The organism is Stenotrophomonas sp. AS012628 (genome assembly GCF_010608305.1).
Taxonomy (GTDB): Bacteria; Pseudomonadota; Gammaproteobacteria; order Xanthomonadales; family Xanthomonadaceae; genus Stenotrophomonas; species Stenotrophomonas geniculata.
Map to the genome: position 1 here is coordinate 1 of NZ_VMBJ01000326.1, position 209 is coordinate 209.

Annotated in this window: 1 protein-coding gene; it reads right to left on the reverse strand. The window is 66.0% G+C overall.

The annotated features are described in order from the left end of the window. Positions 1 to 209: glutathione S-transferase N-terminal domain-containing protein (locus tag G5A07_RS22120; RefSeq protein ID WP_223107915.1), on the reverse strand; the 209-nt coding region annotated here is incomplete at both ends.

Below are 209 nucleotides of genomic sequence, written 5' to 3' on the forward strand. Positions count from 1 at the left end.
GGGAATCCCAGATGTCGCCATCCTCGCTTTTCAGCAAGGGCACCTTGCCGGTCGGCGAATATTGCAGGATCCGCTCCCGGCTATCGGGCCGCCCCAGCGGGACGAGGATCTCGTCGAACGCCGCCCCGCTCATGCGCAGGGCCAGCCAGCCCCGCAGCGACCAGGACGAGTCATTGCGATTGCCAATCACGATGGTCAGGGCCATGCGC